This is a genomic window from Pseudomonas sp. I8001, assembly GCF_013385345.1.
GTDB lineage: Bacteria > Pseudomonadota > Gammaproteobacteria > Pseudomonadales > Pseudomonadaceae > Aquipseudomonas.
Window position 1 is genome coordinate 66185 of sequence record NZ_JACAQC010000033.1, and the last position, 26570, is coordinate 92754.

At 61.1% G+C, this 26570-nt stretch carries 21 protein-coding genes; 12 read left to right on the plus strand and 9 right to left on the minus strand.

The window, feature by feature from the left end; translation table 11 throughout:
- Positions 1-17: 17 nt before the first annotated feature.
- The 3 genes from HX839_RS22105 to acnA all read right to left on the minus strand — a co-directional run bounded on the left by HX839_RS22105 (position 18) and on the right by acnA (position 5313).
- Positions 18-1583, minus strand: coding sequence for a PAS domain-containing methyl-accepting chemotaxis protein (locus tag HX839_RS22105; protein ID WP_177067688.1), 1566 nt, complete (start codon positions 1581-1583; stop codon positions 18-20).
- Between the two features lie 85 nt (positions 1584-1668).
- Positions 1669-2460 (minus strand): CPBP family intramembrane glutamic endopeptidase, encoded by a 792-nt coding sequence (locus HX839_RS22110; protein ID WP_003219003.1) that lies wholly within the window; start codon positions 2458-2460, stop codon positions 1669-1671.
- Between the two features lie 111 nt (positions 2461-2571).
- Positions 2572-5313, minus strand: coding sequence for an aconitate hydratase AcnA (acnA, locus tag HX839_RS22115; protein WP_017477189.1), 2742 nt, complete (start codon positions 5311-5313; stop codon positions 2572-2574).
- Between the two features lie 191 nt (positions 5314-5504).
- Between acnA and rlmM the strand changes: the two genes are divergently transcribed.
- Together rlmM and tusA are read left to right on the plus strand one after the other, a co-directional pair.
- On the plus strand, positions 5505-6578 hold the full coding sequence (gene rlmM, locus HX839_RS22120; protein WP_003219000.1) for a 23S rRNA (cytidine(2498)-2'-O)-methyltransferase RlmM: 1074 nt from the start codon (positions 5505-5507) through the stop codon (positions 6576-6578).
- Between the two features lie 108 nt (positions 6579-6686).
- Positions 6687-6938 (plus strand): sulfurtransferase TusA, encoded by a 252-nt coding sequence (gene tusA / locus HX839_RS22125; protein ID WP_003218998.1) that lies wholly within the window; start codon positions 6687-6689, stop codon positions 6936-6938.
- Here tusA and HX839_RS22130 read toward each other — a convergent pair.
- Positions 6935-8323: an MATE family efflux transporter gene (locus HX839_RS22130; RefSeq protein WP_032899660.1), complete on the minus strand. Its 1389-nt coding sequence runs from the start codon at positions 8321-8323 to the stop codon at positions 6935-6937. The genes tusA and HX839_RS22130 overlap by 4 nt on opposite strands.
- Positions 8324-8632: 309 nt before the next feature.
- On the opposite strand from HX839_RS22130, the gene pdxB reads away from it, so the two are divergent.
- The gene (gene pdxB / locus HX839_RS22135; RefSeq protein WP_177067689.1) at positions 8633-9775 is read left to right on the plus strand and encodes a 4-phosphoerythronate dehydrogenase PdxB; all 1143 of its coding nucleotides are present in this window, start codon (positions 8633-8635) and stop codon (positions 9773-9775) included.
- Between the two features lie 51 nt (positions 9776-9826).
- On the opposite strand, the gene HX839_RS22140 is transcribed toward pdxB, so the two are convergent.
- The gene (locus HX839_RS22140; protein WP_003218992.1) at positions 9827-10000 is read right to left on the minus strand and encodes a PA1571 family protein; all 174 of its coding nucleotides are present in this window, start codon (positions 9998-10000) and stop codon (positions 9827-9829) included.
- A 216-nt stretch (positions 10001-10216) separates the two neighbouring features.
- On the opposite strand from HX839_RS22140, the gene HX839_RS22145 reads away from it, so the two are divergent.
- The gene (locus tag HX839_RS22145; protein ID WP_177067690.1) at positions 10217-12025 is read left to right on the plus strand and encodes an ABC transporter transmembrane domain-containing protein; all 1809 of its coding nucleotides are present in this window, start codon (positions 10217-10219) and stop codon (positions 12023-12025) included.
- A 63-nt stretch (positions 12026-12088) separates the two neighbouring features.
- On the opposite strand, the gene HX839_RS22150 is transcribed toward HX839_RS22145, so the two are convergent.
- A complete protein-coding gene (locus HX839_RS22150) occupies positions 12089-14017 on the minus strand; it encodes a transglycosylase SLT domain-containing protein (RefSeq protein ID WP_008437594.1) in 1929 nt (642 codons plus the stop codon).
- Positions 14018-14229: 212 nt separating this feature from the next.
- On the opposite strand from HX839_RS22150, the gene HX839_RS22155 reads away from it, so the two are divergent.
- Entirely contained in the window at positions 14230-16149 is a 1920-nt protein-coding gene (locus HX839_RS22155) for an ATP-binding cassette domain-containing protein (RefSeq protein ID WP_003218986.1), read from the plus strand.
- Positions 16150-16347: 198 nt separating this feature from the next.
- Here HX839_RS22155 and HX839_RS22160 read toward each other — a convergent pair whose 3' ends face one another.
- Positions 16348-16785 carry a universal stress protein gene (locus tag HX839_RS22160; protein WP_003218985.1) on the minus strand — a complete coding sequence of 146 codons (438 nt, stop codon included), beginning with the start codon at positions 16783-16785 and terminating at the stop codon, positions 16348-16350.
- Positions 16786-16889: 104 nt separating this feature from the next.
- Between HX839_RS22160 and HX839_RS22165 the strand changes: the two genes are divergently transcribed.
- The 7 genes from HX839_RS22165 (at position 16890) to HX839_RS22195 (ending at position 25272) form a co-directional block, all read left to right on the plus strand.
- Positions 16890-17327: a hypothetical protein gene (locus tag HX839_RS22165; RefSeq protein WP_177067691.1), complete on the plus strand. Its 438-nt coding sequence runs from the start codon at positions 16890-16892 to the stop codon at positions 17325-17327.
- A gap of 452 nt (positions 17328-17779) precedes the next feature.
- The gene (fadB, locus tag HX839_RS22170; protein WP_003218979.1) at positions 17780-19927 is read left to right on the plus strand and encodes a fatty acid oxidation complex subunit alpha FadB; all 2148 of its coding nucleotides are present in this window, start codon (positions 17780-17782) and stop codon (positions 19925-19927) included.
- Positions 19928-19956: 29 nt separating this feature from the next.
- Positions 19957-21132: an acetyl-CoA C-acyltransferase FadA gene (gene fadA, locus HX839_RS22175; protein WP_003218978.1), complete on the plus strand. Its 1176-nt coding sequence runs from the start codon at positions 19957-19959 to the stop codon at positions 21130-21132.
- Between the two features lie 97 nt (positions 21133-21229).
- Positions 21230-21466: a DUF1653 domain-containing protein gene (locus tag HX839_RS22180; protein WP_008437597.1), complete on the plus strand. Its 237-nt coding sequence runs from the start codon at positions 21230-21232 to the stop codon at positions 21464-21466.
- A gap of 114 nt (positions 21467-21580) precedes the next feature.
- On the plus strand, positions 21581-24202 hold the full coding sequence (gene topA, locus HX839_RS22185) for a type I DNA topoisomerase (protein WP_003218973.1): 2622 nt from the start codon (positions 21581-21583) through the stop codon (positions 24200-24202).
- A gap of 126 nt (positions 24203-24328) precedes the next feature.
- A complete protein-coding gene (locus tag HX839_RS22190; RefSeq protein ID WP_003218971.1) occupies positions 24329-24850 on the plus strand; it encodes a DUF6586 family protein in 522 nt (173 codons plus the stop codon).
- A 188-nt stretch (positions 24851-25038) separates the two neighbouring features.
- Positions 25039-25272 carry a hypothetical protein gene (locus HX839_RS22195; protein WP_003218969.1) on the plus strand — a complete coding sequence of 78 codons (234 nt, stop codon included), beginning with the start codon at positions 25039-25041 and terminating at the stop codon, positions 25270-25272.
- A gap of 112 nt (positions 25273-25384) precedes the next feature.
- On the opposite strand, the gene sulA is transcribed toward HX839_RS22195, so the two are convergent.
- Together sulA and lexA are read right to left on the minus strand one after the other, a co-directional pair.
- On the minus strand, positions 25385-25858 hold the full coding sequence (gene sulA, locus HX839_RS22200) for an SOS-induced cell division inhibitor SulA (protein WP_003218967.1): 474 nt from the start codon (positions 25856-25858) through the stop codon (positions 25385-25387).
- A 10-nt stretch (positions 25859-25868) separates the two neighbouring features.
- Positions 25869-26477, minus strand: coding sequence for a transcriptional repressor LexA (gene lexA / locus HX839_RS22205; protein ID WP_003172575.1), 609 nt, complete (start codon positions 26475-26477; stop codon positions 25869-25871).
- Between the last annotated feature and the right edge of the window lie 93 nt (positions 26478-26570).

Sequence of the window (26570 nt, forward strand, 5' to 3'; positions counted from 1 at the left end):
TTGCTCGCGAAAGCGGTTTACCGGTTAAAGCGTTCTACCAGCGAATACTGAGTATTGGCGGTATGCGTCAGCTCTTCACTCAACTGCGCCGAGTTCAACGCCTGTTCCGACGTCTGATCCGCCAACAGCGCAATAGTGCTGATATTACGGCTGATCTCTTCCGCCACCGAGCTCTGCTCCTCGGTCGCCGCCGCAATCTGCGCTGTCATGTCGGTGATGTGCGCCACCGCTTCACTGATCCCGATCAGCGCCTGGTCCGCTTCCATCACCCGTGCCACACCTTCCTCGGCCTGGCGATGCCCGGCGTCCATGGTCTGTACGGCGGCATTGGCGGTCTGTTGCAGCTTGGCGATCAGCGCGTGAATCTGCCCGGTGGACTCGCTGGTACGCTGGGCCAGTTGCCGCACTTCGTCGGCCACCACCGCAAAGCCGCGACCCATCTCCCCGGCACGGGCCGCTTCGATGGCCGCGTTCAGCGCCAGCAGGTTGGTCTGGTCGGCGATGCCCTTGATCACATCCACCACGCCACCGATTTCGTCACTGTCCTTGGCCAGTTGGGTCACGGTCACGCCGGTCTCGCCCACGGCCACCGACAGGCGCTGAATCGCTTCGCGGGTTTCGCCGGCGATATCACGGCCACGCCCGGTCAGGCGATTGGCTTCCTGGGTGGCATCGGCGGTGCGTTGCACATGGCTGGCGACTTCCTGAGTCGTCGCGGCCATCTGGTTGACCGCAGTGGCCACCTGTTCGGTTTCCACGCGCTGGCGTTCAAGACCGCTGGAGCTGTTATGCGCCAGGGTATTGGACTGCGCCGCCTGGGAGTTGAGGTGTTCAGCCGTGTCCTGCAAACGGGTAAGACACGTCTTCAGGCGCGCCTCCTGGCTGAGGATCGACATTTCCAGGCGCGCCTGGGCGCCGCGGCTGTCGGTGTACATCTGCGCGATCAGCGGGTCTGAGGTGGTCTGTTCGGCCAGGCGCAGCAAGCGCTTGAGCCCGCGTTGTTGCCAGCTCAGGCCCAACAGGCCCAGCGGTACCGACAGCGCCGCTGCCAGGGCAAAGCCCCAGTGGGAATTGAGCCAGACGCCAATCAGGAAGCTCAACTGGCTGACCAGGATAAACGGCAGCCAGTCCTGCAACACCGGCAGCCACTTGTCGCGGCGCGGGATGGCCGGCTTGCCCTCGTTGATGCGCTGGTAAAGCGCTTCGGCACGACGGATCTGCTCGGCGGTGGGCTTGACCCGCACCGACTCGTAGCCGATCACCTGGTTGCCGTCGAAGACCGGTGTCACATAGGCGTTGACCCAATAGTGATCACCGCTCTTGCAGCGGTTCTTGACGATGCCCATCCATGGCAAGCCTTGTTTGAGCGTGGACCACATGTGTGCGAACACTGCCGCCGGCACATCCGGATGACGAACCAGGTTGTGCGGGGCACGCAGCAGTTCGTCATGGGAAAACCCACTGATCTCGACGAAGGCGTCGTTGCAGTAGGTGATCACGCCTTTGGCATCCGTGGTGGAGATCAACCGTTGCTGAGCGGGGAAGGTACGTTCGCGCTGGGTAACGGGTTGGTTATTACGCATGATTGTTCAATCCGCAAGGCTTTGACAGGTTGTCGACCGTCGCGGGGTTTTATTTAACTTATTTTTTGCAACAATCGGCGCAGCCTCAGCCCGCCAGCATCGGATAGGTAAACAACCCGAAATGCAGCAGGTTCAGCCCGAAGTGCGTAACGATCGCCGCGCCCAATCCGCCAAAGCGATACGCCAGGCCGTAGCCCAGGCCTGCGATGGTCGCCAGCAGGGTCCACTGCCAGCCTGCGCCCAGGTGTACCAGTCCGAACAGCAGGGCGGCCAACAGCAATGCGAGGTTTTCACCATAGGGCAATTGCTTGAACCGTCGGCTCAGGCCGCCCTGGATATAACCGCGGAACAGCGCTTCCTCCACCAGGGTCACCAGCAGCAAGTTATTCAACACCCACAGCCAGGCCTGCTCCGGCCACTTCGGAGCCCAACTGATGACGCCCAGCAACGCAGCGCCGCCCAGGGCGGCAATCGCCGTCAGTGTCAACGCCAGGGCGGTGGCGTAGATCGACAGGCGCAGGGACCGGCGCGCAACAATCCACGGGCAGGCCAGCAGCAGCCAGAAGCCAATCAGCGGCTTGTCCTGGTTCAGGTACATCGAGAAAGGCACGGCGTCGTCCGTAAAGCGCTGCGGCGCGATCCCGCGACCGTTGTAGAACCCCGGCAGCCAATGCATCGCCAGCCCCAGCGCCAGCACGATAAACAGCCCGTGGCCCAGATAGCGTACCCACGGGTTTCGCTGTTGCCGCACGGCAAACCCGGCCAACAGCAGCATGGCGACAGACAGTGCCGCCATTAACCCCAATTGCCCGTAGCTCAAGGCAAGTACATAGCCGATGGAAAGAAGCGCCAGGTACAGCCATGGCAATGCAAGCATGGGGAATCCTTGTGACAGTCAAAATCTGAGGGCGGCAGTATACCGAGCGTCACCGACGGTAAAAATGAAAACACCGCCAGGGAAGGCGGTGTTTTGGGTAGCGCGTGTCAGTTACGAGGCAATCAACTGCCGCAACACGTAGTGCAGGATCCCGCCGGCCTTGAAGTACTCGACCTCATTGAGGGTGTCGATGCGGCACAGCACTTCGACCTTCTCGCTGCTGCCATCCTCACGGGTGATCACCAGCGTCAGGTTCATGCGTGGCTCGATCTCGGCGTGGGTCAGCCCGAGGATGTCGATCTTCTCCTTGCCGGTCAGCTTGAGTGCCTTGCGGTTCTGGTCCAGCTTGAACTGCAGGGGCAGCACGCCCATGCCCACCAGGTTGGAACGGTGAATCCGCTCGAAACTCTCGGCGATCACCGCCTTGACCCCCAGCAGGTTGGTGCCCTTGGCCGCCCAGTCACGGCTTGAGCCGGTGCCGTATTCCTGGCCGGCGATCACCACCAGCGGGGTGCCCGAGGCCTGGTATTTCATGGCGGCGTCATAGATCGGCATTTTCTCGCCGGTAGGGATGTAGATCGTGTTGCCGCCTTCCTCACCGCCGAGCATTTCGTTGCGGATGCGGATGTTGGCGAAGGTGCCGCGCATCATCACTTCATGGTTGCCGCGACGCGAGCCGTAGGAGTTGAAGTCCCGCGGTTCGACGCCTTGCTCGCGCAGGTATTTGCCCGCCGGGCTGTCGGTCTTGATGTTGCCGGCAGGGGAGATGTGGTCGGTGGTCACCGAGTCCCCCAGCAATGCCAGCACGTTGGCGCCCTTGACGTCTTCGATCACCGGCAGCGGGCCGCCGATGTCGTCGAAGAACGGTGGGTGCTGGATGTAGGTGGAGTCCTTCTGCCACACGTAGGTCGCAGCCTGCGGCACTTCAATGGCCTGCCACTGTTCATCACCGGCAAACACCTCGGCGTATTCCTTGTGGAACATCTGGGTGCTGACTTGCGCAACGGCGTCGGCGATTTCCTTGCTGCTGGGCCAGATGTCCCGCAGGTACACCGGTTTTCCGTCAGAGCCGGTGCCCAGTGGTTCGCTGCTGATGTCCATGCGCACGGTGCCGGCCAGGGCATAGGCCACCACGAGGGGCGGGGAGGCCAGCCAGTTGGTTTTCACCAGGGGGTGCACCCGGCCTTCGAAGTTACGGTTGCCCGAGAGCACCGAGGCCACGGCCAGGTCGGCTTTCTGGATGGCTTTTTCGATCGGCTCGGGCAGCGGCCCGGAGTTGCCGATACAGGTGGTGCAGCCATAACCCACCAGGTCGAAGCCCAGCTTGTCGAGGTATTGGGTCAAGCCTGCCGCTTTGTAGTAATCAGTCACGACTTTGGAGCCCGGCGCCAGGGAGGTTTTCACCCAGGGCTTGCTCTTCAGTCCTTTCTCCACGGCCTTTTTCGCCACCAGGCCCGCCGCCATCATCACGCTCGGGTTGGAGGTGTTGGTGCAGGAGGTAATGGCCGCGATCACCACCGCGCCGTTTTTCAAGCGATAGGTCTGGCCTTCGAAGTCGTAGTCGGCTTCACCGATCAGGTCGGCGTTGCCCACCGCAACACCGCCGCCGCCTTCGCTCTCCAGGCGGCCTTCTTCCTTGTTGGTGGGTTTGAATTGCAGGTCGAGGAAGTCGCTGAAGGCTTGGCCGACGTTCGGCAGGGAAACGCGGTCTTGCGGACGTTTTGGCCCCGCGAGGCTGGCTTCGACGCTGCCCATGTCCAGCGCCAGGCTGTCAGTGAAGATGGGCTCCTGACCGGCGTTGCGCCATAGGCCCTGGGCCTTGGTGTACGCCTCTACCAGCTTGACGGTTTCCGCAGGACGGCCTGACAGGCGCAGGTAGTCCAGAGTCACGTCGTCCACCGGGAAGAAGCCGCAAGTGGCGCCGTATTCCGGGGCCATGTTGGCGATGGTGGCGCGGTCTGCCAGGGGCAGGTCAGCCAGGCCATCACCATAGAATTCGACGAATTTCCCGACCACGCCTTTTTTGCGCAACATCTGGGTGACGGTCAGCACCAGGTCGGTGGCGGTGATGCCTTCTTTCAGCTTGCCGGTGAGCTTGAAGCCGATCACTTCCGGGATCAGCATCGACACCGGCTGCCCGAGCATCGCGGCTTCCGCTTCGATCCCGCCCACTCCCCAGCCCAATACGCCGAGGCCGTTGATCATGGTGGTGTGGGAGTCGGTGCCTACCAATGTGTCGGGGAAGGCGTAGGTGCGGCCGTCTTCATCCTTGGTCCACACGGTGCGGCCGAGGTATTCCAGGTTGACCTGGTGGCAGATGCCGGTGCCCGGTGGCACTACGCTGAAGTTGTCGAAGGCGCTCTGGCCCCAGCGCAGGAAGGCGTAGCGTTCGCCGTTGCGCTGCATTTCGATGTCGACGTTTTCCTGGAAGGCGCCGGTGGTGGCGAACTTGTCGACCATCACCGAGTGGTCGATCACCAGGTCCACCGGTGACAGCGGGTTGATGCGTTGCGGGTCACCGCCGGCCTTGGCCACGGCGGCGCGCATGGCGGCCAGGTCGACCACGGCGGGCACGCCGGTAAAGTCTTGCATCAGCACCCGGGCGGGGCGGTACTGGATCTCGCGGTCGGAGCGGCGCTCCTTGAGCCAGGCGGCAATGGCCTTGAGGTCGGCGCCGGTGACGGTCTTTTCGTCTTCCCAGCGCAGCAGGTTTTCCAGCAGCACCTTGAGGGACATCGGCAGCTTGTCCAGATCACCCAGGCTCTTGGCGGCTTCGGGCAGGCTGAAGTAGTGATAGGTCTTGTCGTCGATCTGTAAGGTTTTAAGGGTTCTCAGACTATCAAGGGATGACATTACATGACTCCTTATGGTCCGCACGGCTACGGACCTGACGGGACGAACAGAGCTTACAAATTAGCCCTGTTTTAAGTAGCTGGCTAATTACTGGACTCTATCAATAAGTCCAAGGTTCCGAACTCGGCTATCATGCGCGCGTTTTCATGACAGGCATTGCGCTATAGCAAGCCCGTGATCCAGGAGAGTTGATGAACACCCTTTTTATGCACTGCCGCCCGGGTTTTGAAGGCGAAGTCTGTTCCGAGATCGCGGAACACGCCGCACGCCTGAACGTTTCGGGCTATGCCAAGGCCAAGACCGGCAGCGCCTGCGCCGAATTTGTCTGCACCGAAGAAGACGGCGCCCAGCGCCTGATGCGCGGCCAACGCTTTGCCGAGCTGATCTTCCCGAGGCAGTGGGCGCGCGGGGTGTTCATCGACTTGCCGGAAACCGACCGTATCAGCGTGATCCTCGCGCACCTGCGGGATTTCCCGGTGTGCGGCAGCCTGTGGCTGGAAATGGTCGACACCAATGACGGCAAGGAGCTGTCGAACTTCTGCAAGAAATTCGAAGTTCACTTGCGCAAGGCGCTGATGGCCGCCGGCAAACTGGTGGAAGACGCCAGCAAGCCGCGCCTGCTGTTGACCTTCAAGAGCGGCCGCGAAGTGTTCATGGGCCTGGCCGAGTCGAACAACTCGGCCATGTGGCCGATGGGCATCCCGCGCCTCAAATTCCCGCGGGACGCGCCAAGCCGCTCGACCTTGAAGCTGGAAGAGGCCTGGCACCACTTTATACCCCGAGACCAGTGGGACGAGCGCCTGCACAGCGACATGACCGGCGTCGACCTCGGCGCAGCGCCTGGCGGCTGGACGTGGCAACTGGTCAACCGCGGCATGCTGGTGACCGCCATCGACAACGGCCCGATGGCCGAAAGCCTGATGGACACCGGGCTGGTGCAGCACTTGATGGCCGACGGCTTCATCTACACCCCCAAGCAGCCGGTGGACTGGATGGTCTGCGACATCGTCGAGAAACCGGCGCGCAATGCGGCCCTGTTGGAAACCTGGATCGGCGAGGGACATTGCCGCGAAGCGGTGGTCAACCTGAAGTTGCCGATGAAGCAGCGTTATGCCGAAGTGAAGCGCCTGCTTGAACGCATCGCGGAAGGCTTCAAGGAGCGTGGCATCCGGGTGGAGATCGGCTGCAAGCAGCTGTACCACGACCGTGAAGAAGTGACCTGCCATTTGCGCCGGTTGGATGTGAAGAAGCCGAAGGCCCGGTAAACGCTGCTCAATGTAGGAGCGAGCTTGCTCGCGAAAAAACCGAGGGCGCCGCTGGCTACCTGGCGCCCCGCGTTACCGTTAAAATGCCGGCCTGTTTAGGAGTAAACCATGAGCCTGACCCCTGATTTACCCGTCGATGCCGTCCTCGACGCCACCGGCCTCAACTGCCCGGAGCCAGTGATGATGCTGCACCAGCACATCCGCGACCTAGCGCCCGGTGGCTTGCTCAAGGTGATCGCGACCGATCCGTCGACCCGTCGCGACATCCCCAAGTTCTGCGTGTTTCTCGACCATGAACTGGTGGACCAGCAGGAGCAGGCCGGTACCTACCTATACTGGATCCGCAAGAAATCGGCTTAAGCCCGGCGAATCCGCTTGCGTGCGCTGCGCACCAGGCGGATCACCAACATCGCCGCGGCACAGCTCAGGCCCACGATCAACCCCTGCCACAAGCCGCTCGGGCCGCGGGCGTCGCCCAGCCACTCGGTCAGCCCCAGCGCGTAGCCCACCGGCAAGCCCACGCCCCAATACGCAAACAGCGTCAGCACCATGGTCACCCGAGTATCCTGGTAACCACGTAGTGCGCCGGCGGCCGTGACCTGGATCGCGTCCGAGAACTGAAACAGCGCCGCAAACACAATCAGCATCGCCGCCACCTGGATCACCAGCGGGTCCTGGGTGTAGATGGTGGCGATCTGTTCGCGAAACAGCAGCATCAGGCTGCAGGACAGGCAGGCATACACCAGCGCGGTGCCCATTCCGACACCTGCGGCAAAGCGCGCCTCACGGGGTTCGCCACGGCCCAGGGCCTGGCCCACGCGCACGGTGACCGCCATGCTCAGGGAGTAGGGGATCATGAACACCAGCGAGCTGAAGTTCAGCGCGATCTGGTGTCCGGCCACCACCGTGGCACCGAGGCTGCCGATCAGCAGCGCGATCACCGCAAAAATGCTCGACTCGGCAAACACCGCGATCCCGATGGGCAAGCCAATGCTCAACACACGCTTGATCACCGACCATTGCGGCCAGTCAAAGCGCTTGAACAGCTCGCTGCTCTGATACACCGGCGCCCAGCGGGTCCAGGCGGCCAGGCCGAGCATCATCACCCACATCACGATCGCCGTGGCCCAGCCGCAACCGATGCCGCCCATGGCCGGCACGCCGAAGTGGCCGTAGATAAACACATAGTTCAGCGGAATATTCAGCGCCAGCCCGCACAGGCCCATGACCATGCTCGGCCGCGTTCGGCCCAGCCCGTCGCTGAAGCAGCGCAGCACGTAATACAACGCAATGGCCGGCATGCCCGAAGCGATGCCGTGCAGGTAGCCCATGCAGGGCTTGATCAACTCGGGATCAACCTTCATCAGGTGCAGGATCGGTTCGGCGCTGATCAGCAACAGCAGCGCGGTAATTCCCACCACCAGTGCCAGCCACATCGACTGGCGCACCAGCGGGCCGATTTCACCGTGGGTGCCGGCGCCAAAGCGCTGGGCGACTTTCGGCGTGGTGGCTAACAGGGTGCCGGTCATCAGCAGGTACACCGGGATCCAGATGGAGTTGCCCAGGGCGACCGCCGCCAGGTCTCGGGAGCTGACACGCCCGGCCATCACGGCATCGACGAACCCCATGGCGGTGGTCGCCAGTTGCCCGATCATGATCGGCAGCGCCAGGGCCAGCAGGTTGCGCACTTCAAGGCTGACGCGGGCGGGGCGAGAAAGGGCGGTGGTGGTTGTGGCAGTGTTCACGTACAGATGTCCGATAGGGGGAGCGCAGGACGGCGCATTCTACGCCTTGACGTGTTGGTCAGGAAAAAACCTGTGTTGTGGATTTGTAAACACATCCCCGCGCAGATGCAGCGTTTTGTGGCGAGGGCGCTTGCTGTGGCGAGGGAGCTTGCTCCCGCTGGGCTGCGCAGCAGCCCCATAACGGGCAACCGATGTGTACCTGAAAAAACACGGTGCTGCATTTGGGAGCGCTCCGCACTCCAGCGGGAGCAAGCTCCCTCGCCACAAGGAAAACCGCTGTACACTGCTGATCCGCGAAAGGAGCCTGCCATGCTGATTGTTGCCGACGAAAATATCCCGCTGCTCGATGCATTCTTTGAAGGATTCGGCGAGATTCGCCGGGTTCCGGGCCGGTCCATCGACCGCGCGACGATCGAACAGGCCGATGTGCTGCTGGTACGTTCGGTGACCAACGTCACCCGTGCCTTGCTCGAAGGCACGCCGGTGCGGTTTGTCGGCACCTGCACCATCGGCACTGATCACCTCGACCTCGATTACTTCCAGCGCGCCGGCATCCAGTGGTCCAGCGCCCCCGGCTGCAATGCCCGTGGCGTGGTCGACTATGTGCTGGGCAGCCTGCTGACCCTGGCCGAGATCGAAGGCGCCGACCTGGCCCAGCGCACCTACGGTGTGGTGGGGGCCGGTGAAGTCGGCGGGCGTCTGGTCAAGGTGCTCAAGGCGTTGGGCTGGAACGTGCTGGTGTGCGACCCGCCCCGGCAGATCGCCGAGGACGGTGATTACGTCAGCCTGGAGCAAATCGTCGAGCAGTGCGATGTGATCAGCCTGCACACGCCGCTGAACAAATCCGGCAACGGCTCCACCTGGCACTTGTTCGACCGCGAGCGCCTCAACCAGCTCAAGCCCGGTACCTGGCTGATCAACGCCAGCCGCGGCCCGGTGGTGGACAACGCCGCCCTCAAGGAGGTGCTGCTGGCGCGCGAAGACCTGCAGGCCGTGCTGGATGTGTGGGAAGGCGAGCCGCAGGTGGACGTCGACCTGGCCGACCTGTGTGTGCTGGCCACCCCGCATATCGCCGGCTACAGCCTGGACGGCAAGCAGCGCGGCACGGCGCAGATCTATCAGGCGTTTTGCCGGCATCTTGGTCAGGACCCGACGATTCAATTGAGCGACTTGCTGCCGGAGCCGTGGCTGGCCGAAGTCAGCCTCAATGCCAATACCGATCCGGCCTGGGCCCTGGCGACCCTGTGCCGCAGCGTGTACGACCCGCGCCGTGATGACGCGGATTTCCGCCGCAGCCTGGTAGGCACAGTGGATGAGCAGCGCAAGGCCTTCGACCTATTGCGCAAGCACTACCCCGAGCGGCGTGAGATTGACGGCTTGAAAGTGCGGATCAACGGCGAGTCTGCCGCCTTGTCGAGCATCGTGGCAGCATTGGGCGCACAGGCAATCTGAAGGCATAAAAAACCCGGCCATCAAGGCCGGGTTTAAGAGAGCGTGGGCGAATCAGCCTCGCTTGGCAGGCTTGACCAATTTCTGTTCCAGTTCGGCGCACGCGCTCTGGATCATTTCTTCGGTGATTTGCACTTCGCGGCCCTGAGCGTCGATATACGAGCAAGGCAATTGCTGCGGTTGGCGGATCACTTGAATTTTGGCGTTGCTGCTGTTTTGCAAGGACATGGCCCGTCTCCTCATCAGGTTGTGTACCTACTTTAAAACCCCCGCGTGACCGCGTTGTTACAACTCCTTGCGCGGCCCGCAGATCGAATGCCCAGTCCAGCAGAAACCGATACAAATTTCCAGCCGATCCTTAGACCGATAGCCTCTAGGGCCTAGGTTCGGTGAGCATAATTAACCTGACTCATTGTGATTCGCTCAAGTTCCCCCCATGTAGCTATGCAGGTTCCCGTCTCCAACCTTCAGGTGAAACCCTCCATGCTCTCAGCCCGTCAACGCCGCGCGATTCGCCTGGCCAGTCGCTTCGTCGCTCCCTACCGCTGGCAGGCCCTGGGCGCCTTGTTGGCGCTGATCGTCACCGCCGGCATTACCTTGTCCATGGGCCAGGGTATTCGCCTGCTGGTGGACCAGGGGTTCATGACCCAGTCGCCGCACCTGCTCAACCAGTCCATCGGTCTGTTCATGATCCTGGTGCTGGGCCTGGCGGTGGGCACCTTTGCGCGGTTTTACCTGGTGTCGTGGATCGGCGAGCGGGTGGTGGCGGACATCCGGCGGCAGGTGTTCAACCACTTGATCTACCTGCATCCGGGCTTCTACGAAAACAACCGCAGCTCGGAAATCCAGTCCCGGCTGACCACCGACACCACCTTGCTGCAATCGGTGATCGGCTCCTCGCTGTCGCTGTTCCTGCGCAACGCCTTGATGGTGATCGGCGGGATCGTGCTGCTGTTTGTCACCAACCCCAAGCTCACCAGCATCGTCGTGATAGCGCTGCCACTGGTGCTGGCGCCGATCCTGATCTTCGGCCGCCGGGTGCGCAGCCTGTCGCGCCAGAGCCAGGACCGCATCGCCGATGTCGGCAGCTATGTGTCCGAGACCCTCGGCCAGATCAAGACCGTGCAGGCCTACAACCACCAGGTCCAGGACGAACAGCGCTTCGCGCTGACGGTGGAAGAGGCGTTCACCACCGCCCGCAAACGCATCGTGCAGCGCGCCTGGCTGATTACCCTGGTGATCATGCTGGTGCTGGGCGCCGTGGGCGTGATGCTCTGGGTCGGCGGCATGGACGTGATCGGCGGGCGCATTTCCGGTGGTGAGCTGGCGGCGTTCGTGTTCTACAGCCTGATCGTCGGCAGTGCCGTCGGTACCTTGAGTGAAGTGTTGGGCGAGTTGCAGCGCGCCGCCGGTGCGGCGGAGCGGATTGGCGAATTGCTGCAGTCGAGCAATGAGATCAAGGCGCCCGAAGCCAACGTGATCGAGCTGCCGGAGCGGGTCAGCGGCCGCCTGGAAATCCAGGATTTGCGCTTCTCCTATCCGTCGCGCCCGGATCGTTTTGCCATCGACGGCTTGAGCCTGAGCATCAATGCTGGCGAAACCCTGGCCCTGGTCGGTCCGTCCGGTGCGGGTAAATCGACGATGTTCGATCTGTTGCTGCGTTTCTACGATCCCCAGCAAGGCCGCATCCTGCTTGAAGGCCACCCGCTGACCGAGCTGGATCCGCTGGACCTGCGCCGCTGTTTCGCCCTGGTGTCCCAGAGCCCGGCGCTGTTTTTCGGCAGCGTTGAGGAGAACATCCGCTACGGCAATCCGACGGCCACCTTTACCCAGGTCGAGGAGGCGGCGCGCATCGCCCACGCCCACGACTTCATTTTGCAAATGCCCGACGGCTACCAGACCCACCTGGGCGACGGCGGCATGGGCCTTTCGGGCGGCCAGCGCCAACGCCTGGCCATCGCCCGGGCCTTGTTGGTGGATGCACCGATCCTGCTGCTGGACGAAGCCACCAGCGCGCTGGACGCCCAGAGCGAACACCTGATCCAGCAGGCGCTGCCGCAGTTGATGGAAGGGCGCACCACCCTGGTCATCGCCCACCGGCTGGCCACGGTGAAGAATGCCGACCGGATTGCCGTGATGGACCAGGGCAAGCTGGTGGCGGTTGGGACGCATCAGCAACTGATCGCCAGCAATCCGCTGTATGCACGGCTGGCGGCGTTGCAGTTCAGTGATGGTGAGTCGACCACCCACTGATTCACCGCCCACAAAAAATGCCCGCATCTCTCAATGTGGGCATTTTTTATGGGACAGCGTTACTTACTGATCATCAAAATACCGCTCATGCCAATCCACCAGCGGCTGCGGTGCATTGAGCTTCTGCCCGTAGATCACCGAATAAGACAGCACGTTCTGCACATACTGGCGGGTTTCGTCGAACGGGATGCTTTCCACCCACACATCGAAACTCAGGTGATCGGCGCCGCGCAGCCATTGGCGTACACGGCCCGGGCCGGCGTTGTAGGCAGCGGTGGCGAGCACGCGGTTGCCGTTGAACTGGGCGTGGACCTGGCTCAGGTAGGCGGCGCCGAGCTGGATGTTCTTGTCCGGGTCGAGCACCTGCTGTTGCGAAGCCAGCGGGATGCTGAACTTTCGCGCAGTCTCCTTGGCGGTACCGGGCATCAGTTGCATCAGGCCGGTGGCGCCGACGCCGGAGCGCGCGTCGTCCATGAAGGCGCTTTCCTGGCGGGTGATCGCAAATACCCAGCTGGAATGCACGCCGCGGACCTTGGCTTCGCGCACGAGGGTGTCGCGGTGGGCCATTGGGAAGCGGATGTCCAGGTCGTCCCAGTACTGCGCCTGGCTGATGGTGCGGATCGCCGGGAAGTACCACTTCATGTCGTAGGCCAACTTGGCCTGGGCGACCATTTCGTCGCGGTTGAAATGCCGGCTGACGTGGTACCACTCGCGGCGGCCATCAACGATCTGGCCACGGGCGTAGAACTCCAGGGCGCGGCGCACGCCCGGTGTGTTGCGTACCTTGTTCATCAGCGCCTGGCTCATCACCAGTGGCTTGTTGTTCAGTTGGTACGGGGACTGGGAGCGATCCGCCGCCAGGAAACCGTAAAAGTCTCGTTCCTTGGCCAGACCCTTGTACATCACCAGGGCTTGCGGGTTCTTCGGCTCTGCCAGTTCCAGGCTGCGGGCCTGCCAGTAGCGCCAGCGGTTGGTGGTGGCCAAATCCTGGGGCAGCTTGCGGGTCAACTGGTAGGCGTCTTCCCAGCGGGCCAGGCGCAACAGCAGGCGCAGGCGCCATTCGGAAACGGTGTTGTCCCGCAATTCCGGATCGTATTTGGTCATCACGTCGAGGGCGCGCGGGTCGTAGCGACGCGCCAGGGTCAGGCCGATTTCCCGGGCGATCGACACTTTTTCGTCACGAGAGAAGTGCATGCTGCTGGCATAACCGTCGAGCAGGGCCATGGCCTTGTCCGGGTCCTGGCGTGCCAGGCGGCGCAGGCCCAGGCCTACGGCGTCGGACATGGCCTCGTTGGCCGGCAGGAAGCGCGATGGGTCGCCGAGCATGTCGGGCTTCTGCGCCACGTCCACCATCAGGCGGCCCTGGGCGCCGAGGGTCGGCAGGGTCTTCACCAGGCTGTTGGCCAACGGATAGTTGCGGGCTTCGGCGGCCAGCTTGGCGCGGTCCCAGATCTTCTGTTCGGTCAGTTGGCCGTCGGCGGCCCACTGGCCAAAGGTGGCATCACAGGCCGCAGGCTGGGATTTACCGGTCAGCCACAGCTTCTCGGTGGTTTTATAACCTTCGGCTTTTTGGTTGTGGGTCAGCTGGAATTGGCCATGGAGGCAGTCCAGTTCGACGAAATTGAGTTTGGCGTCGTAGTACTTTTCAAAGGTTTGCCAGTCGCCACGGTCGGCCAGCCAGCGCAACCAGCGCAGTTTCATCCAGTTGGCCTGGGGCAGGTCGCCGTTCTTGGCGAGGAATTGTTCGATCTCCTCGTTGCTGGCGGTTTTCAGTCGCGCGGTCAGCTCGTCGTAGGCGAGGTACGGCGTCAACGGGTAGTCGGCCAGGGCCTGGCTGTATTGGAAATACGGGCCGCTGTCGCCTTTGGCGAGGGCTCGTTTGGCTTCATCGTAATATTGACGTTGGGTGGTGAGGTCCACGGCCTGGGCGGATTGAACGGCGGTGGCAGAAAGAAGCAGACAAGATAAAAAGCTGAAAAGGCGACTGCGCATGAGACGTCCGTGCAGAGGAATCTGGACTAGTGCCGACGTCGCCGACACTGATTGCCCCTAGCTTAGCCTTTTGCCCGCAACCGGTGAAAGCTTTGCCGGTCGCTTCGTTCAAGTTCATCTGAAATGTCCAACAGAACGTGTCAGCGGCGAAAATGCCGGCCGCCTCGAGCCCTAAGTCAGGTAGAATGCGCGCCCAGTTTTTGGAGAAGCGTATGACCCTGCTCAAATTCAGCGATGTGTCCCTTGCTTTCGGCGCTATGCCGTTGTTGGACAAGGTGTCCTGGCAGATCGCCCGTGGTGAGCGGGTGTGCATCATCGGCCGCAACGGCACCGGCAAGTCCAGCATGATGAAGCTGGTAAAAGGCGACCAGAAGCCCGATGACGGCTCTGTCTGGCGCGCCCCGGGCCTCAAGATTGGCGAATTGCCGCAAGAATTGCCGGTGGCCGACGGACGGACAGTGTTCGACGTGGTTGCCGAAGGCCTCGACGGCGTGGGCGCACTGCTCGCCGAATACCATCACCTGGCGCAGAACTGCGTCACCGAAGCCGACCTGGACAAGCTGATGCACGTCCAGCAAGACCTCGAAGCCCGCGACGGCTGGCGCTTGCAGCAATTGGTCGACAGCACCCTGAGCCGCCTGCAACTGCCCGCCGACAAGACCCTCGCCGAATTGTCCGGCGGCTGGCGTCGCCGCGTCCTGCTGGCCCAGGCCCTGGTTTCCGAACCGGATCTGTTGCTGCTCGACGAACCGACCAACCACCTGGACATCGGCGCAATCGCCTGGCTTGAAGAAGCCCTCAAGGATTTCCAGGGCGCCGTGCTGTTCATCACGCACGACCGTTCCTTCCTGCAGAACCTGGCAACCCGCATCCTCGAACTGGACCGTGGCGGCCTGATCGACTGGAACGGCGACTACGCCAGTTTCCTGGTGCACAAGGAAGCCGCGCTGTCTGCGGAAGAAACCGCCAATGCCCTGTTCGATAAGAAGCTGGCCCAGGAAGAAGTCTGGATCCGCCAGGGCATCAAGGCCCGCCGCACCCGTAACGAAGGCCGCGTACGTGCCCTGAAAGCCCTGCGTGTCGAGCGCAGCGAGCGCCGTGAACGCACCGGCAAGGCCAATATCCAGCTGGACACCGCCGACAAGTCGGGCAAGCAAGTGATGGTGCTGGAAAACGTCAGCTTCCATCACCCGGACGGCCCGTTCCTGATCAAGGACTTCTCCATGGTCCTGCAGCGCGGCGACCGTATCGGCCTGCTCGGCGCCAACGGTACCGGCAAGACCACCTTGCTCAAGCTGATGCTCAACGGCCTGCAACCCACCAGCGGTACCGTGGAAGAGGGCACGCGCATCGACGTGGCCTACTTCGACCAGTTGCGCCACCAGTTGGACCTGGAAAAAACCGTGATCGACAACGTCGCCGAAGGTCGCGACTTTATCGACATCGACGGCCAGAGCCGCCACGTGCTGAGCTACCTGGGCGACTTCCTGTTCAGCCCGCAGCGTGCACGTACGCCGGTCAAGGCCTTGTCCGGTGGTGAGCGTGCGCGCCTGCTGCTGGCCAAGTTGTTCAGCAAGCCAGCCAACCTGCTGGTACTCGACGAACCGACCAACGACCTCGACGTGGAAACCCTGGAACTGCTGGAAGAGGTCCTGCTGACCTTCAACGGCACCGTGCTGATGGTCAGTCACGACCGGGCATTCCTCGATAACGTGGTCACCAGCACCCTGGTCTTCGAAGGCGAAGGCAAGGTGCGTGAATACGTCGGTGGTTACCAGGACTGGCTGCGCCAGGGCGGCTCGCCGCGCCTGCTGGGCGTGACCGAGAGCAAGTCCGGCAAGGCTGACTTGACCTCGGCCGTGGTTGCTCCAGTGGCTGCTGCTCCGGCACCAGCCCAGGAAGCACCTGCTGCGAAGAAGAAGCTCAGCTACAAGCTGCAACGTGAGCTGGAAGCACTGCCGGGTGATATCGACGCCAAGGAACAGCAGATTGCTGCCGTTGAAGCTGAAATGGCTGACGCGGGTTTCTACCTGCGTCCGGCTGCAGAAACCGCCAAGGTGATTGCATCCCTCGAGCAGCTTAACAGCGAGCTTGAAGCCCTGGTTGAACGCTGGGCCGAGCTGGATGCCTGAGTGATTCAAGCGCAATAAAAAACCCGGCGCTCATTTGTATGAGCGCCGGGTTTTTTGTATGAAACGCGGTTCAGATGTGGGAGCGGGCTTGCTCGCGAATGCGGTGTGTCAGTCCATATATTTGTCGACTGATCCACCACTTTCGCGAGCAAGCCCGCTCCCACACAAGCCCGTTCCCACATTGGATTGCCGTTGGTCTTACGAGCTCTTGACCAGTTTCACGGCCAGCACATCGCAAGGTGCGCCGTGCAGCACGTCATTGGCGGTGGAGCCCAGCAGCAAGGCCAGGCCGTGACGGCCGTGGCTGCCGACCACGATCAGGTCGCAACCTTGCTCCTTGGCCAGGTGGTGGATTTCCTGGCGCGGCTGGCCGTAGGTCAGGTGGCTCTGGTCTTTTTTCAGGGCAGGGTACTTGTTGATCAGCCGGTCAAGGCGTTCCTTGGCCTGGTCGAACTGCTGCTGTTGCAGTTGGGAAAGGTCCATCGGTACATCGCCGCCAAAGGCCATGGCCATCGGTTCGACGATATGCACCAGGGACAGCTTCACCGAGTCGCCTGCAAGGCCTACGGCCCGCTTGATCACGGGGTCGCATTCTTCGGTCAGGTCCACGGCGACCAGAATATGTTCGTAGGGCATGAGGAGTCCTCCAAGGGAAAGCGATAAGTTCAGTATGGCTGGTTTCAAGCGGATGGGGTTGCGTCAGGTCAAATCCGCTCATCAAGAAATTCGGGAGTACACATATGACGGTCTGGATAGTGGTGTCAATCCTTGCGCTGGTTTTAAGCCCCCTGGCGTGGCTGCGTCCTTCGCGCCATTCGAGCGGGCGCATGGCTTTGCGCATGGAGGCGCGGCGCATTGGCCTGGCCATGCAACTGACGCCCCAGGAATGGCCACACTGGCTCAAGCACGAGCCGCCAAGCCCGTGTGCCCAGTATCACCGGCCACGGCGTGGCACCACGCGGGTGACCTGGAGTTACTGGCAGTTGGAGCCGGGGGTTTGGGTCAATCAGTGGCAGGAAACCTGCGTCGATGAAAAGTTGTTGCCACATTTTGCGACGCTGCCGGCAAACGTCTACAAAGTCGAAGCCGACAAGCAAATGATCACCCTGTACTGGGGCGAGAGGGGCGAGTTGAGCGTGTTGCAGGACATTGACGCAGTGCTCAAGGCGCTGGCCTGAGATTCCTGCGGGCATTAAAAAGCCCGAAAGTATCATCGGGCTGGAGTTGGCCAGGCAGGCCGGTAATTCGTTTTACGTGCCGCTAGCCTAGCCGCATATTCGGTTCTGTACAGCCCTTTAAATCAAAATTCACATTATTGATTTCGCGAATGATTAAACATTGGCGGGGCGATGCCGGCTGCCCCGGGTTCTGAAATGACTGAAAAGTCGCGTTTTTGCGGCCCTTTCGAGCGATTGACAATTCTTCGGATTTGGCTGAAGGTGACGTACCCAAATCAAACGGGCGTATGAATTGAGCGTTTGTCTTTCAGACCATTCGTACAGAATCCCGACTATCGCGTTGGCGGGTGTGCCTGGCAAATTGGCGTTAGCATCGACGGTAACGTCAGTGCCTACGCTGAATCCTGCGTCCGACGTGTACTGTTCAGCTTCCATATCGTGGAGATCAGTTGATGATTTACGAAGGTAAAGCCATCACGGTTAAGGCTCTTGAAAGTGGCATCGTCGAATTGAAATTCGACCTCAAGGGTGAGTCCGTCAACAAGTTCAACCGTCTAACCCTGAATGAATTGCGTCAGGCCGTAGACACCATCAAAGCAGATGCTTCGGTCAAGGGCGTGATCGTCTCCAGCGGCAAGGACGTGTTCATCGTCGGCGCTGACATCACCGAATTCGTCGACAACTTCAAGCTGCCCGATGCCGAGCTTGTGGCTGGCAACCTCGAAGCCAACAAGATTTTCAGCGATTTCGAAGACCTCAACGTGCCGACCGTTGCCGCGATCAATGGCATCGCCCTGGGCGGCGGTCTGGAAATGTGCCTGGCCGCCGACTTCCGCGTGATGTCTGCCACCGCGAAAATCGGCCTGCCGGAAGTCAAGCTGGGCATCTACCCAGGCTTCGGCGGTACCGTGCGCCTGCCGCGCATCATCGGTGCCGACAATGCCATCGAGTGGATTGCCGCCGGCAAGGAAAACCGTGCTGAAGACGCGCTGAAAGTCGGCGCCGTGGATGCTGTGGTGGCTCCCGACAAGCTGGCAGAAGCCGCGCTGAACCTGATCAAGGGCGCCATCAGCGGCGAATTTGACTACAAGGCCAAGCGTCAGCCAAAGCTGGAAAAACTCAAGCTCAACGCCATCGAACAGATGATGTCGTTCGAAACCGCCAAGGGGTTCGTGGCTGGCCAGGCCGGCCCGAACTACCCGGCGCCGGTTGAAGCGATCAAGACCATCCAGAAGGCCGCGAACTTCGGTCGCGACAAAGCCCTGGAAGTCGAAGCCGCTGGTTTCGTCAAACTGGCCAAGACCTCTGCCGCGCAGAGCTTGATCGGTCTGTTCCTGAACGATCAGGAACTGAAGAAAAAGGCCAAGGCCTACGACGAAATCGCTCGCGACGTGAAACAGGCTGCCGTACTCGGCGCCGGTATCATGGGCGGCGGTATCGCCTATCAGTCGGCGTCCAAAGGCACGCCGATCCTGATGAAAGACATCAACGAGCACGGCATCGAGCAGGGTCTGGCAGAAGCCGCGAAGCTGCTGGTAGGCCGCGTTGATAAAGGCCGCATGACTGCAGCGAAAATGGCTGAAGTGCTTAACGGCATTCGTCCGACCCTGTCCTACGGTGATTTCGGCCACGTCGACCTGGTGGTCGAAGCGGTTGTCGAGAACCCGAAGGTCAAGCAGGCGGTACTGGCTGAAGTTGAAGCCCAGGTGAAAGAAGACACGATCCTGGCGTCCAACACCTCGACCATTTCCATCACCTTGCTGGCCAAGGCGCTCAAGCGTCCGGAAAACTTCGTCGGCATGCACTTCTTCAACCCGGTGCACATGATGCCGCTGGTGGAAGTGATCCGTGGCGAGAAGTCCAGCGAGCTGGCCGTTGCCACCACCGTTGCCTACGCCAAGAAAATGGGCAAGAACCCGATCGTCGTCAATGACTGCCCGGGCTTCCTGGTCAACCGCGTACTGTTTCCGTACTTCGGCGGTTTCGCCAAGCTGGTCAGCGCCGGTGTGGACTTCGTGCGCATCGACAAGGTCATGGAAAAATTCGGCTGGCCAATGGGCCCGGCGTACCTGATGGACGTGGTCGGCATCGACACCGGCCACCACGGTCGCGACGTAATGGCTGAAGGCTTCCCGGATCGCATGAAAGACGACCGCCGCTCGGCGATCGACGCGCTCTACGAAGCCAAGCGCCTGGGCCAGAAGAATGGCAAGGGCTTCTACGCCTACGAGACCGACAAGAAGGGCAAGCAGAAGAAAGTGGCCGACCCATCGGTTCACGAAGTACTCGCGCCGGTCATCTACGAACAGCGTGAAGTGTCCGACGAGGACATCGTCAACTGGATGATGATCGCCCTGTGCCTGGAAACCGTGCGCTGCCTGGAAGACGGCATCGTTGAAACCGCAGCCGAGGCCGACATGGGCCTGGTCTACGGTATTGGTTTCCCTCCATTCCGTGGTGGTGCGCTGCGTTACATCGATTCCATCGGTGTGGCCGAGTTCGTTGCCCTGGCTGATCAATACGCTGATCTGGGCCCGCTGTACCACCCGACTGCGAAGCTGCGCGAGATGGCCAAGAACGGCCAGAGCTTCTTCGGTTAAGTGCCCAGACGACTAGAGCGAGAATATTTATGAGCTTGAATCCAAGAGACGTCGTGATTGTCGACTTCGGTCGTACTCCGATGGGCCGCTCCAAGGGCGGCATGCACCGCAACACCCGTGCCGAAGACATGTCGGCGCACCTGATCAGCAAATTGCTGGAACGCAACGTCAAGGTCGACCCGAACGAAGTCGAAGACGTGATCTGGGGCTGCGTCAACCAGACCCTGGAGCAGGGCTGGAACATCGCCCGCATGGCTTCCCTGATGACGCAGATCCCGCACACCGCTGCCGGCCAGACCGTCAGCCGGCTGTGTGGCTCGTCCATGAGCGCGCTGCACACCGCTGCCCAAGCGATCATGACCGGTAACGGTGATGTGTTCGTGGTCGGCGGCGTGGAGCACATGGGCCACGTCAGCATGATGCACGGTGTGGATCCGAACCCGCACATGTCCCTGTACGCGGCGAAAGCCTCGGGCATGATGGGCCTCACCGCTGAAATGCTCGGCAAAATGCACGGCATTACCCGCGAAGCCCAGGATGCATTCGGCCTGCGTTCCCACCAGTTGGCCCACAAGGCAACCGTGGAAGGCAAGTTCAAGGATGAAATCATCCCGATGAACGGCTACGACGAGAACGGTTTCCTGAAACTGTTCGACTACGACGAAACCATTCGTCCGGACACCACCCTGGAAAGCCTGGCGGCCCTGAAGCCGGCCTTCAATCCAAAGGGCGGCACCGTGACAGCCGGTACTTCGTCGCAGATCACTGACGGTGCTTCGTGCATGATCGTGATGTCGGCCCAGCGTGCCCAGGACCTGGGTATCCAGCCGATGGCCGTGATTCGTTCGATGGCAGTCGCAGGTGTGGACCCGGCAATCATGGGCTATGGTCCAGTACCGGCCACACAAAAAGCATTGAAGCGCGCAGGCCTGACTATCTCCGACATCGACTTCTTCGAGCTCAACGAAGCTTTCGCCGCACAGGCCCTGCCAGTGCTGAAAGATTTGAAAGTGCTCGACAAGATGAACGAGAAGGTTAACCTGCACGGCGGCGCGATTGCCTTGGGTCACCCGTTTGGGTGTTCCGGCGCTCGTATCTCCGGCACGTTGCTTAACGTGATGAAGCAAAATGGCGGCAACCTTGGGGTTGCAACCATGTGCATTGGCCTCGGCCAAGGCATCTCCACCGTCTTCGAACGTATCTAAACGTTTCGTTGACGGAAGCCGGGGCCCAGTGCCCCGGTTTTTGTTTTTTGGAATTTTTTATATTTTTTTTTAACAAATTTTGTAAGAGGGCCAGAGCATGAAAGTCGAACCAGGGCTCTACCAGCATTATAAAGGTCCGCAGTACCGCGTTTTTAATGTGGCGCGGCATTCCGAGACCGAAGAGGAAGTGGTGTTCTACCAAGCACTGTATGGCGATTACGGCTTTTGGGTGCGTCCCTTGAGCATGTTCCTGGAGACCGTCGAAGTTGACGGCGAACAGGTCCCGCGCTTTGCTTTGATGCAGGCCGAACCCAGCCTTTTTTCCGTGCAATAAAGGCAGGCCGCGCAGAATGCTGCGCTTGACCTCACCTTGTTGCCACTATATATAGCGTTGCCGCGTCAGGCGCCAACCGCCTTTCACTTCTCGAATTCAGGAATTTTCCGATCCATGGGCAAATCGCTGGTCATTGTGGAATCCCCGGCTAAGGCCAAGACCATCAACAAGTACTTGGGTAACGAGTACGTGGTGAAGTCGAGTATCGGCCATATCCGAGACCTGCCCACCAGCGGTTCGGCTAGCGCCAGCAAGGAGCCTGCCGCCAAGCGTGGCAAGGCGGCTGCGGGCGAAGGTCCGGTGCTCACGCCTAAAGAGAAAGCGCGCAAGCAGCTGGTCTCGCGCATGGGTGTCGATCCCGATCATGGCTGGAAAGCCAAGTACGAGATCCTCCCGGGCAAGGAAAAGGTCATCGAAGAGCTGCGCCGGCTCGCCAAGGATGCTGACACCATCTATCTCGCAACCGACTTGGACCGCGAAGGGGAGGCTATTGCCTGGCACCTGCGGGAAGCCATCGGGGGTGACGACAGCCGCTACAAGCGCGTGGTGTTCAACGAAATTACCAAGAAGGCGATCCAGGAAGCCTTCTCCAAGCCGGGCGAACTGGACATTGACCGCGTCAATGCCCAACAGGCGCGTCGCTTCCTCGACCGTGTCGTGGGTTACATGGTCTCGCCGCTGCTGTGGGCGAAAATCGCCCGTGGCCTGTCCGCCGGCCGTGTGCAATCGGTTGCGGTAAAGCTGGTGGTGGAGCGTGAACGCGAGATTCGTGCGTTCAACCCCGAAGAATACTGGGAAGTGCACGCTGACCTGGGCACCGCCAAGGGCAACAACGTGCGCTTTGAAGTGGCCCGCGAGAAAGGCGAGGCCTTCAAGCCGCTCAACGAAGCCCAGGCCATGGCCGCGCTGGAGAAGCTCAAGGCTTCCAGCTACAGCATCGTCAAGCGTGAAGACAAGCCCACCAGCAGCAAGCCGTCGGCGCCGTTCATCACCTCCACCCTGCAACAGGCCGCGAGCAACCGCCTGGGCTTCGGGGTGAAGAAGACCATGATGATGGCCCAGCGCCTGTATGAAGCGGGCTACATCACGTATATGCGTACCGACTCCACCAACCTGTCGCAAGACGCGGTGGCGATGGCGCGTACTTATATTGAAAGCGAGTTCGGCAAGAAGTACCTGCCGGAGAAGCCGAACGTCTATAGCAGCAAGGAAGGCGCACAAGAGGCTCACGAAGCGATTCGTCCCTCCGACGCCAATACCGAGCCAAGCAAGCTGAGCGGCATGGAGCGCGACGCTGAGCGCCTCTACGAGCTGATCTGGCGCCAGTTCCTGGCTTGCCAGATGCTGCCGGCGCAATACCTGTCGACGACTGTCAGCGTGGGTGCTGGTGACTTCGAGCTGCGTGCCAAGGGCCGTATCCTCAAGTTCGACGGTTACACCCGCGTAATGCCGCAAATCGCCAAGCCGGGCGACGACGATGTGCTGCCGGACATGGCTCAGGGCGATGTGTTGAAGCTGATCAAGCTCGACCCGTCCCAGCACTTCACCAAGCCGCCGGCGCGTTATTCGGAAGCGAGCCTGGTCAAGGAGATGGAAAAACGCGGTATCGGTCGTCCTTCGACCTATGCGGCGATCATCTCCACCATCCAGGACCGCGGCTACGTGGCCTTGCACAACCGTCGTTTCTACTCGGAAAAGATGGGCGACATCGTCACGGAGCGCCTGTCCGAGAGCTTCTCCAACCTGATGGACTACGGCTTCACCGCCGGCATGGAAGAGAACCTCGATGACGTGGCCCAGGGCGAACGCGACTGGAAAAACGTGCTCGACGAGTTCTACGGCGACTTCAAGAAGAAACTTGAAGTGGCTGAAAGCGCCGAGAACGGCATGCGGGCCAACCAGCCGGTGATGACGGACATTCCGTGCCTCACTTGCGGTCGCCCGATGCAGATTCGTACCGCCTCCACCGGTGTGTTCCTCGGTTGCTCGGGTTACAGCCTGCCGCCGAAAGAGCGCTGCAAGGCCACCGTCAACCTGGTGCCGGGCGATGAAATCGCGGCCGATGACGAGGGTGAATCCGAGTCACTGGTATTGCGTGGCAAGCACCGTTGCCCGATCTGCAGCACGGCAATGGATGCCTACCTGCTGGACGAGAAGCACAAGCTGCACATCTGCGGTAACAACCCGGATTGCAACGGCTACGAGATCGAAGAAGGCACTTACCGCATCAAGGGCTACGAAGGCCCGAGCCTGGAATGCGACAAGTGCGGCAGCGAGATGCAGCTCAAGACCGGCCGTTTCGGCAAGTTCTTCGGTTGCACCAACCCGACGTGCAAGAACACCCGCAAACTGCTGAAAAGCGGTGACGCGGCGCCGCCGAAGATGGACCCGGTGAAGATGCCTGAGCTCAAGTGCGAGAAGGTCAACGACACCTACATCCTGCGTGATGGTGCTTCGGGGCTGTTCCTGGCTGCCAGCCAGTTCCCGAAAAACCGTGAGACCCGTGCACCGCTGGTGATGGAGATCGTGCCCCACAAGGACGAGATCGATCCGAAGTACCACTTCCTCTGCGAAGCGCCGAAGAAGGACCCGGACGGTCGCCCGTCCGTAATCCGCTACAGCCGCAAGACCAAGGAGCAGTACGTGCAGACCGAAGTGGAAGGCAAGCCTACCGGCTGGAAAGCGTTCTACGACGGTGGCAAGTGGAAGGTCGAGGACAAGCGCCAGGGCGCTTGATACGATCAGCTACATGCACAAAGGCCGCCTTGATAGGCGGCCTTTTTTTGCGCTTGCAGTGGCCTTGGCTGATCCGTGACACTGTTCAGCCAGCATCACGCCTTATTCGTTGTGGAGACTGCCTTCATGGCCAACGAACTCTATACCCGTACCAACCAGAAAATTTACTTCGCGGGTTTGTCCCTGGAAGCCCTTGGCCGTGCCGAGGAAGGAAAGGAGATGAACGCTATCGCGCTGGTACAGGCCGGGCGTGAAGCCGCGCTGTTCCACCTGTATGGCGCCTTGCTTGGCTTGTGCCATGAGATTGCCGGGTTCTACCGTCTGCCGCAGGCCGGCTCGCCGCGTGCGGAAATGATCATCCACCGGGATGTGCTGGAGTCCATGGCCATCCCGGAGTTGGCCGAACTGGTGGAGATGGCGCAAAGCCCGGACAGTTGGCTGGCGCGCTTGCTGGTAGCCCACGCGGAGATGTTCCAACCGCCACGGGTGAAGCACACGCCCAAAGGCGATGTGACCCAGCCGCTGATCGTGGCCGTAAGCCTGGACGAAGAAGGACCCGAGCCGTTGAGCCGGGAAGAGCTGGAAAGCTGGCGGCAGGAGCTGAAGAAGTTGGCCATTCGGTTTCGGGATGGATTGAACGAGTGCTGAAGGCTTCTCGCTGACAACTACCGCTCTTGTGGCGAGGGAGCTTGCTCCCGCTGGGTTGCGAAGCAGCCCCAAGGCTTTTCAGGCCTGGCAGTGTCAGCTGTCGGAGGGCCGCGGCTCAGCCCAATGCGGGCAAGCCCGCTCGCCACAAGACTGATATAATGCCGGCCTTTCGTGGAGAACAGACTTTTATGCCAACGTCCTTTCTGGAAATTGTTGAGTTGCCCGACGGCCGAATCGAGCTGCGCCGGGCTGAGGACGAGGGTTCTCTGGTGATCTTGGATTTTTCCGAGGACGCAAAAGCGTTCCTGCAGGGCCAGCACGTGGAAGTGGCAAAAGCCATGTTGAGCGTAGGTGTGCAGATGGCGGGGCGCCTGGCTGAAGGCGAACCGGAAAAGGAAGACGGCCCGCGGATTCTTCACTGAGTCCGTCTGTCGACTTTTTTACAGGCTTCAATTGTGCAGATCGGCTTCTCAATTCTGAAGAAGCCTCGCGTCATGGCGGATCCTGACAGCTGTCAGTTACCCGCGTATCGTTTTATCCCAACCGAATGTTCAAGCTTTGCGCATCACCTGTGCGGGCGGCGCTGATCAGTTGCTGCCTGGCCGCTGTGGTCAGCGGGTTCAGCCAGCTGACCACCGTATGGCTACGGCCCAGGCGCAAGGCTTCGCAGGTCAACTGCTGGGCGCTTTGAGCACCACGGGGTTGCAGCAACAGGATGCGTTCGCGGTTCAGGCCGGCATCCCGCAACCAGGCCTGGGTCAGGCTGGATGGCGGGGCGATCAGCGTCAGCCAGCGGGCGTCCTGTTCCTCGCTCAGTTCGCGAAGGATCGGCGCCAACAGGCTCAGGCAGTTCCCGGCAGCACCGCGCAACGACAGTTCACTGAACGCCTCGGGTTCGGCGCTCCAGGGCGCTTCGACCACTTCCTTGAGGATGGGCGCAAGGGGCTGGGCCATAAAGGCCTCAAACAGCGACAGTTGAGTGTGTTGTGGGGTCTGTAGGAACTGCATGATGCCTCCGTTAGCGGCGAATAACGCCGACGCTCAAGCCTTCAATCACCAGGTCCTGATCCTTCAGGTTCACTTCAATCGGCGCGAATTCGGGGTTCTCGGCCAGGAGCCAGACCTTGCTGCCTTCGCGCTTGAAGCGTTTGACCGTCACTTCATCGCCGATACGGGCGACGACGATCTGGCCATTGCGGGCTTCACGTGTGGTGTGGACGGCCAGCAGGTCGCCGTCGAAAATGCCCACGTCCTTCATGCTCATGCCATGGACCCGCAACAGGTAGTCGGCACGGGGATGGAAGAAGGTCGGGTTGATGTTGCAGGATTCCTCGACGTGCTGTTGCGCCAGGATCGGCGCACCGGCTGCGACGCGGCCGATGATCGGCAGTGTCGACTCGTCGGCCTTGGCTTCGAAGCCAGGGATGCGAATACCGCGTGAAGCACCCGGGGTCATCTCGATCGCGCCTTTGCGGGCGAGGGCCTTGAGGTGTTCTTCAGCGGCGTTGGGTGACTTGAATCCCAGTTCCAGCGCAATTTCCGCCCGGGTCGGCGGGTAGCCGTTGTCATCGAGGCAGCGCTTGATAAAAGCCAGAATCTCAGCTTGGCGTGGCGTCAGTTTTAGCATGTTGATCGCTCTGTCTTTTTATACAGTGACTGGGATTATATACAGTGGACTGCGCTTGGCAATCACCGTTTTCAGTCACTCCGCTGGACGGTC

Coding starts and splice junctions, on each gene's coding strand:
- HX839_RS22105 (WP_177067688.1), bottom strand. CDS start 1,583: ATGCGTAATAACCAACCCGTTACCCAGCGCGAACGTACCTTCCCCGCT.
- HX839_RS22110 (WP_003219003.1), bottom strand. CDS start 2,460: ATGCTTGCATTGCCATGGCTGTACCTGGCGCTTCTTTCCATCGGCTAT.
- acnA (WP_017477189.1), bottom strand. CDS start 5,313: ATGTCATCCCTTGATAGTCTGAGAACCCTTAAAACCTTACAGATCGAC.
- rlmM (WP_003219000.1), top strand. CDS start 5,505: ATGAACACCCTTTTTATGCACTGCCGCCCGGGTTTTGAAGGCGAAGTC.
- tusA (WP_003218998.1), top strand. CDS start 6,687: ATGAGCCTGACCCCTGATTTACCCGTCGATGCCGTCCTCGACGCCACC.
- pdxB (WP_177067689.1), top strand. CDS start 8,633: ATGCTGATTGTTGCCGACGAAAATATCCCGCTGCTCGATGCATTCTTT.
- HX839_RS22140 (WP_003218992.1), bottom strand. CDS start 10,000: ATGTCCTTGCAAAACAGCAGCAACGCCAAAATTCAAGTGATCCGCCAA.
- HX839_RS22145 (WP_177067690.1), top strand. CDS start 10,217: ATGCAGGTTCCCGTCTCCAACCTTCAGGTGAAACCCTCCATGCTCTCA.
- HX839_RS22150 (WP_008437594.1), bottom strand. CDS start 14,017: ATGCGCAGTCGCCTTTTCAGCTTTTTATCTTGTCTGCTTCTTTCTGCC.
- HX839_RS22155 (WP_003218986.1), top strand. CDS start 14,230: ATGACCCTGCTCAAATTCAGCGATGTGTCCCTTGCTTTCGGCGCTATG.
- HX839_RS22160 (WP_003218985.1), bottom strand. CDS start 16,785: ATGCCCTACGAACATATTCTGGTCGCCGTGGACCTGACCGAAGAATGC.
- HX839_RS22165 (WP_177067691.1), top strand. CDS start 16,890: ATGACGGTCTGGATAGTGGTGTCAATCCTTGCGCTGGTTTTAAGCCCC.
- fadB (WP_003218979.1), top strand. CDS start 17,780: ATGATTTACGAAGGTAAAGCCATCACGGTTAAGGCTCTTGAAAGTGGC.
- fadA (WP_003218978.1), top strand. CDS start 19,957: ATGAGCTTGAATCCAAGAGACGTCGTGATTGTCGACTTCGGTCGTACT.
- HX839_RS22180 (WP_008437597.1), top strand. CDS start 21,230: ATGAAAGTCGAACCAGGGCTCTACCAGCATTATAAAGGTCCGCAGTAC.
- topA (WP_003218973.1), top strand. CDS start 21,581: ATGGGCAAATCGCTGGTCATTGTGGAATCCCCGGCTAAGGCCAAGACC.
- HX839_RS22190 (WP_003218971.1), top strand. CDS start 24,329: ATGGCCAACGAACTCTATACCCGTACCAACCAGAAAATTTACTTCGCG.
- HX839_RS22195 (WP_003218969.1), top strand. CDS start 25,039: ATGCCAACGTCCTTTCTGGAAATTGTTGAGTTGCCCGACGGCCGAATC.
- sulA (WP_003218967.1), bottom strand. CDS start 25,858: ATGCAGTTCCTACAGACCCCACAACACACTCAACTGTCGCTGTTTGAG.
- lexA (WP_003172575.1), bottom strand. CDS start 26,477: ATGCTAAAACTGACGCCACGCCAAGCTGAGATTCTGGCTTTTATCAAG.